The organism is Tissierella praeacuta (assembly GCF_040396155.1).
GTDB lineage: Bacteria > Bacillota > Clostridia > Tissierellales > Tissierellaceae > Tissierella > Tissierella praeacuta_A.
Window position 1 is genome coordinate 25,354 of record NZ_JBEBOY010000037.1, and the last position, 6,612, is coordinate 31,965.

Annotated in this window: 6 protein-coding genes; 4 read left to right on the top strand and 2 right to left on the bottom strand. The window is 32.5% G+C overall.

Going from position 1 to position 6,612, the window contains the following annotated elements:
• Positions 1–52 precede the first annotated feature (52 nt).
• A complete protein-coding gene (locus ABWP20_RS14800; RefSeq protein WP_353096793.1) occupies positions 53–424 on the top strand; it encodes an ATP-binding cassette domain-containing protein in 372 nt (123 codons plus the stop codon).
• 11 nt (positions 425–435) lie between these two features.
• Positions 436–855: a MarR family winged helix-turn-helix transcriptional regulator gene (locus ABWP20_RS14805; RefSeq protein ID WP_353096794.1), complete on the top strand. Its 420-nt coding sequence runs from the start codon at positions 436–438 to the stop codon at positions 853–855.
• Positions 856–1,056: 201 nt separating this feature from the next.
• Here ABWP20_RS14805 and ABWP20_RS14810 read toward each other — a convergent pair whose 3' ends face one another.
• Together ABWP20_RS14810 and ABWP20_RS14815 are read right to left on the bottom strand one after the other, a co-directional pair.
• Positions 1,057–2,793 (bottom strand): ABC transporter ATP-binding protein, encoded by a 1,737-nt coding sequence (locus tag ABWP20_RS14810; protein ID WP_353096795.1) that lies wholly within the window; start codon positions 2,791–2,793, stop codon positions 1,057–1,059.
• Positions 2,790–4,526, bottom strand: coding sequence for an ABC transporter ATP-binding protein (locus ABWP20_RS14815; protein ID WP_353096797.1), 1,737 nt, complete (start codon positions 4,524–4,526; stop codon positions 2,790–2,792). The genes ABWP20_RS14810 and ABWP20_RS14815 overlap by 4 nt, the downstream gene beginning before the upstream one ends.
• A 150-nt stretch (positions 4,527–4,676) precedes the next feature.
• On the opposite strand from ABWP20_RS14815, the gene ABWP20_RS14820 reads away from it, so the two are divergent.
• Both ABWP20_RS14820 and ABWP20_RS14825 read left to right on the top strand, forming a co-directional pair.
• A complete protein-coding gene (locus ABWP20_RS14820) occupies positions 4,677–5,543 on the top strand; it encodes a LysR family transcriptional regulator (protein WP_353096798.1) in 867 nt (288 codons plus the stop codon).
• 125 nt (positions 5,544–5,668) lie between these two features.
• Positions 5,669–6,370, top strand: a complete 702-nt coding sequence (locus tag ABWP20_RS14825) for an MBL fold metallo-hydrolase (protein WP_353096800.1) — start codon at positions 5,669–5,671, stop codon at positions 6,368–6,370.
• Positions 6,371–6,612 lie beyond the last annotated feature (242 nt).

The following is a 6,612-nucleotide window of genomic DNA, read 5'->3' on the forward strand; positions in this document are numbered from 1 at the left end:
GATTTTTTCTATAGAAAAAGAAATATTAAAAACTTGAAACAGATTGGCACATATGGGAATAAACTATATTATACTAGGACAGCCATTAAATACTTTATCTGGTGGTGAATTGCAAAGGGTGAAACTTGCAGATAAACTTGAAAGTAAGGGAAATATCTATGTACTAGATGAACCAACTATAGGATTTCATATGTTAGATATATCACAGCTTCTTAAAATTTTAAATCGTCTTGTTGAACAAGGTAGCACCGTAATTGTAATAGAGCATAATCTAGATATTATTAGTCAAGCATATTGGACTATTGGTTTAAGTCCTTTTGCTGGGCAGAATGGTGGCAGAATTATGTTTCAGGGACCACCAAAAGATTTAATAGATTGTGATTTATCTATTACTGGACAATATTTAAAAAAATATATTAAGTAAGGAGCATATTTATGAGTAAAAAAGAGTTAGAAAACTGTTATATTCCTTTTCAATGTATGATCATAAGTAATATTAATAGTTTTAACATTGAAGGGGTAACAACAGCTCAGTATAATGTTTTAGATATTTTAAATAAAAAGGGCCCTAAAACTACTAAAGAATTGGCAGAAATTCGTGGTATTTCCCAAGCTGGAATGTCTAAGTTGACAAAAAAACTTTTGGAGAAAAAATATATTATACAAAAACGTCAAGAAGCTGATAGACGTGTCTATGATATTTTTATTACCCCTGCTGGTAAGAGTTTTCTTTTAAGATCAGAAAAATTTAGAAATCAAATCATGGATTTAATTGAGGAGACATTGACAGAAGAGGAACTGCATTGCTTTATAAAATTATGTGAAAAAATCACCGATTCATATATAGAAAAATAATTATATAGATTAGAAATGTATAGATATGACTTATTATCCAGAGTTCACATTGTTTAAATACTATTTGGATTAAGCAGACTATAAGAATATTATGATGAGACTTATGGAAGAGTGTATCTAACTGTTTAAAGTAAAAACCTTAGGATTTGAATAATTATATCCTAAGGTTTTTGATTAATTAGGTTAATAAAAATCAATAATTTATGCAGGCGTGAATTGACTGTTATAAAGTCTTTCATAATAGCCGCCATTTTTTAATAGTTGATTATGAGTTCCACTTTCTACAATGTTGCCATTGTCCATGACTAAAATAAGGTCTGCTTCACGTATTGTTGAAAGTCTATGCGCTATAATAAAACTTGTTCTACCTTCAACCATTTTTAGAAATGCTTTTTGTATGTGAATTTCTGTTCTAGTATCTATATTACTTGTAGCTTCATCTAAAATAAGCATTGGTGGATCAACAAGCATTACCCGGGCAATGGTAAGGAGCTGTTTTTGTCCTTGGGATAAATTTTCACCAGTATCGGAAATAATTGTGTTATAGCCATTAGGCAAACATTTTATAAAGCTGTGAGCGTCAGCAGCTTTAGCTGCTGCAATAATTTCTTCATCTGATGCATCTGGCTTACCATAAGAGATATTATCTCGTATAGTACCTGAAAACAGCCATGTGTCTTGAAGCACCATGCCAAAACTGGATCGCAAACTGTCGCGGGTGATTTTCTTAATATCAATACCATCAATAGATATGGAGCCGCTATCGACATCATAAAACCGCATAAGTAAATTTACGATAGTTGTTTTACCTGCGCCGGTTTTACCCACTATGGCAATTCTTGTGCCAGGATTTACATTCAGGTTGAAATTTGTAATCAGCGAATGATCGGGATTATATGAAAAAGCTACATTGTTAAAGTCTATCTTGCCTATACTATGATTAATATTAATAGCATCTTTAGCATCAGCTTTTTCTGATGGTATATCAAGAATATAGAATATACGCTGCGCTGATGCAACTGCAGATTGTATTTGTGTAACTATGGCAGTCATATCATTAAAAGGCTTTGCAAATAAATTTGAGTAAATAAGGAAACTTGATATATTTCCAACTGTGATTTTACCTGAAATAGCTAAAATACTGCCGATAACACCTACGATAGAATAAGTAATGTTGTTTATAAGACGAGTCGTAGGTCCAGATAGTGAACCATAAAACTGTGATTTTACTCCTGAATCATATAATGTATTGTTAATTTCCTCAAAATCTTTAAAAGAACGGTCCTCATAATTGAAAGCTTTCACGACTTTTTGTCCGCTAATAAATTCCTCTACATAATCATTTAATTCTCCCAGGCTTTTAGCCTGAATATTAAACATTTGCTGTGAACGTTTAGTAATAAATCGTGCCATTAAGAAAGAAGCAGGAGCAGAAAAAAGCACTACTATTGTCATAATTGGACTTATATACAGCATAAGTCCAATTGCACCTACGATGGTGGCTATAGCTGTGAGTAATGTTGATATGCCATGAAGCATTCCATCTGAAATTACATCTATATCATTTATAAAACGACTTATTGTATCGCCATGAGGGTGATTGTCATAGAATTTTAAAGGTAATGTATTAATTTTATTAAAAAGCTGATGACGCATATCATTAACAGTTTGATATGATATCCAATTCGTTAAATAGGTTAAAAGCCATATAAATAAATTGCCAATAACATAAATCAGTGCTAAAATGATTAAAGTTTTAAATAGTAATCTAAAATCTACGGTACCTATTCCAATCATATGGTCAATAGATTTGCCTATGAGCATTGGGCCAATCAAGCTTGATGCCACGCTTAAAATGGCAGCCATAAAGGATCCAAAAACATAAACTTTGTAATTTCCAATATATTTTAGAATTCTTTTTAATATATCCTTGTTCATATAGAAACCTCCTCATTTGAAAGTTGTGATAGACATATTTCTTTATATACTTCACAGTTATTTATAAGTTCTTTATGTGTGCCAAAACCTGCAATATGTCCGGCATCAAATACAATGATTTTGTCAGCTTCCTTTATTGTGCTTACTCTTTGAGATACGATTAGTACAGTCATATTCCTGCTAATTTCATTAATTGCTCGTCTTAAGGCTGCATCTGTGGCAAGATCTAATGCGCTTGCAGAGTCATCAAGTATCAAAATATCAGGATTTGAAACTACAGCACGGGCAATGGTCAGACGCTGTTTTTGACCACCTGAAAAGTTTAATCCACCTCGTGTTACTCGAGTGTTATATCCGTCTGAAAGCTTTGAAATAAATTCATCAGCCTGTGCAATTTTAGTTGCTGCTTCAATATCTTCATCTGTGGCATTTTCTTTTCCCCAACGAATGTTTTCTGCTATGGTTCCTGTGAATAGGATAGCATTTTGTGGTACAATGCCAATTTTGTCACGTAGTTCATGAAGCTGATAATCTTTAACATTTATTCCATCTATAAATATACTACCTTTTGTAGCATCATAAAACCTAGGAATAAGGTTTACGAATGTAGATTTTCCTGAGCCAGTACCGCCTATAAGTCCAATGGTTTCACCGCGATTAATAATTATCGAGATATCTTCAAGGACCATATCGCCTGTAGTATTATAAGTAAAAGAAACGTTGTTAAACTGAATTGGCGGAGTATTGTCATTAATAATGCTGGAAAATTGCTTTGTATTGTCTGGAATTGATGTAGTAATGGCTAGTACCTCATTTATGCGATCAGCAGAAGCAACTGCCCTAGTAAATATAATTATAAGGTTGGATACCACCATAAGTGCAAGAAGTATTTGAGTAATATAATTGACAAAAGCAATAATTTCTCCATGGGAAAGCCTTCCTGTATTAACATGGAATCCAGCAATCCACAATATAGCTATGATAGCAGCATTCATTACAAATGAGGTCATAGGATTGAGCAATGAAGATATTTTACTTATACGAATAGCAGAGGTTGTTAAATCATCATTAGCAGTATAAAATCGTTGTTTTTCATTTTCAGTTCTGGCAAATGCGCGGATTACTCTTATTCCAGAAAGATTCTCCCGTAATATTAGTCCGATTTTATCAAGCTCATTTTGATATTTATGGTAAAGTGGGGAAGATTTACTTATAATAAGATATAATATAATTGCAAAAATAGGTGTAGTAGCTAAAAAAATCAATGATAATCTAAAGTCTAGTATCATGGTCATGATAATTGCGCCTATACATATAAAAGGTGCACGTATGACAAGGCGTATGAGCATGGCAACTGCAAGCTGAAGTTGATTTATGTCATTTGTAATTCGATTTATTAGGGACGGGGTACCAAATGTATCTATTTCTGCATAAGAGAAAGAAGATATATGTTTAAAAATAGTGTTTCTTAAGGTTGTACCAAACCCTTGTGAGGTACGTGCCGCATAATATTGGCATATCATAGAACTACAAAATCCAAGGATTGCCATTAAAAGCATAAGTCCGCCCATTTTAAGCACATAGTCTATGTTATGTTTATCAACACCATTGTTAATGATGAGTGCCATAATTGTAGGCAGTAATAGCTCAAAAATCGCCTCCAACAATTTGAAAGATGGACCAATTATACATTCTTTTTTATATGGTTTTAAAAAAACTGCAAGCTTGAACAAATTTATCATCCTCCATTGTAATATAATAATTAGAAATATATTGTATGTTTTCATATTTCCGGCTATAATTGTATCATAGGAATTACCATATTTAAAATATCTATTATATATGTATAATATATGAAAATTATATACATTTTGGAGGCTTTTATGGACATACGACAACTAAAATATTTTCTTACAATTGCAGAAGAAGGACAGATAACTTCAGCAGCTAAAAAACTTCATATGGCACAGCCGCCATTAAGTCAGCAACTTAAACTTTTAGAAGAGGAGCTTGGTGTAAAACTTCTAGAGCGGGGCTCAAGACATGTTAAACTTACTGATGCTGGGAAAATTTTAATGAATAGAGCACGCCAAATCTTGGAGCTGTCAAATTCAGTTGTAAAGGAAATTGATGATTTCAGTAAAGGGCTAAAGGGAACATTATCAATAGGCACAGTTTCCTCTTCAGGTGAAACACTTTTAAGTGGAAAAATATCGGCATTTCACAATGAACATTCTGGTATTAAATTTGAAATATATGAGGGTAATACTTTTACACTTATAGATCTGCTAAATAAAGGTGTTATAGAAGTAGGTATTGCTAGGACACCATTTAATACATTAAATTTTGAGTGTAAATATACAAGGCCTGAACCTATGATAGCTGCAATACCAAAGGAATACTCTTGGAATCCAGCCCATTGTACTATATCAGTTAGTGATTTAAAAAATAGGCCATTGATCATTTATAGAAGGTTTGAGCACTTAATTTATGAAACATGTATGGAGCACGGATTCGAGCCAGAAATATTTTGTAAAAATGATGATGCACGTACAACGCTTTTATGGGCAAATGCAGGGCTTGGAATAGCTGTTGTCCCCAAGTCTGCATTTGAACTTGCTGCTAACAAAAATTTGATTTATAAAGAGATAGAGAGCGAAAAGCTTAGAACTCAAATAGCTGCAATATGGGTAAAAGACAGATACATTTCTCCTATTACATTAAAATTCATAGAAAGTTTTGGCAGGTAATAAAAATGATGTGTCAGTTCGTTCTCCATACTAATAGGATATATACACGAAAGAAGCATTTGAGTATGGAGAACTATATTCTCTATGATTAATGTAAAGTATTATATTTTGCGAGGTGAAGTAGAATGAATAAAGTTATAACGCTAGATGTAAATTTTCAATATCAAAATGAAACTCGGACCATACATCCGGTTTTATTGTTAAGTGATAATGATGTTGTTCTAGTGGATTGTGGATATCCTGGATTTTTACCTTTATTAGAATATGAGATGAAATCAAAGGGCGTCGATCCTAATTCATTAACAAAAGTGTTGATTACTCATCATGATGATGACCATATGGGAGCTTTATTTGAAATTAAAGAAAAGTACCCTAATATTAAAGTTGTGGCAAGTCGTATAGAAAGTGAGTATATTTCTGGTGAGAAAAAGTCACTGCGATTGATACAAGCAGAAGAAGTGTTAAACATGCTGCCGCAAGAACAAAAACAATTTGGGATTCAGTTTTGTGAACATTTAAGAAAAATCAAACCTGTATCTGTAGACATAAAAGTTGAGGATGGAGAATATTTTGATTGGGCTAGTGGATGTGAAATAATAGGTACTCCTGGACATACACCAGGACATATTTCTTTATATCTAAAGGAGAGTAACTCTGTTATTGCGGGAGATGCTGCAGTCATTGATGACAATAAGCTAATTATTGCAAATCCACAATTTGCTTTGGATTTAGACATGGCGGAAAAGTCTCTTAAAAAACTTATATCTATGGATGCAGATAATTATTATTGCTATCATGGAGGAAAGTATGAGAACAAAAGAAAATGAACATAACTAGGAGTAAGAAATTCTGTTTCCTATACTTACAAAATTCTTTAGTTACTTTTAAGTAACAGAGATGCATTTATATTTAGAGAGGAAGATTTCTATGGAACAGAAAAAATGGCTGTCAATTATTTGGAAAAGTCGAACCATGTTTTAGTGAATATGGATAATATTTCTTCAAAAAAGAGTTATAAACCTGAATTATTCATGGTGATATAAAAATGAAATTTCTATCACCAAAACCT

Bases quoted from the DNA above. Each gene is read 5' to 3' on its own strand.
- ABWP20_RS14825 (WP_353096800.1), top strand. From the start codon at position 5,669: ATGAATAAAGTTATAACGCTAGATGTAAATTTTCAATATCAAAATGAA.
- ABWP20_RS14820 (WP_353096798.1), top strand. From the start codon at position 4,677: ATGGACATACGACAACTAAAATATTTTCTTACAATTGCAGAAGAAGGA.
- ABWP20_RS14810 (WP_353096795.1), bottom strand. From the start codon at position 2,793: ATGAACAAGGATATATTAAAAAGAATTCTAAAATATATTGGAAATTAC.
- ABWP20_RS14800 (WP_353096793.1), top strand. From the start codon at position 53: ATGGGAATAAACTATATTATACTAGGACAGCCATTAAATACTTTATCT.
- ABWP20_RS14805 (WP_353096794.1), top strand. From the start codon at position 436: ATGAGTAAAAAAGAGTTAGAAAACTGTTATATTCCTTTTCAATGTATG.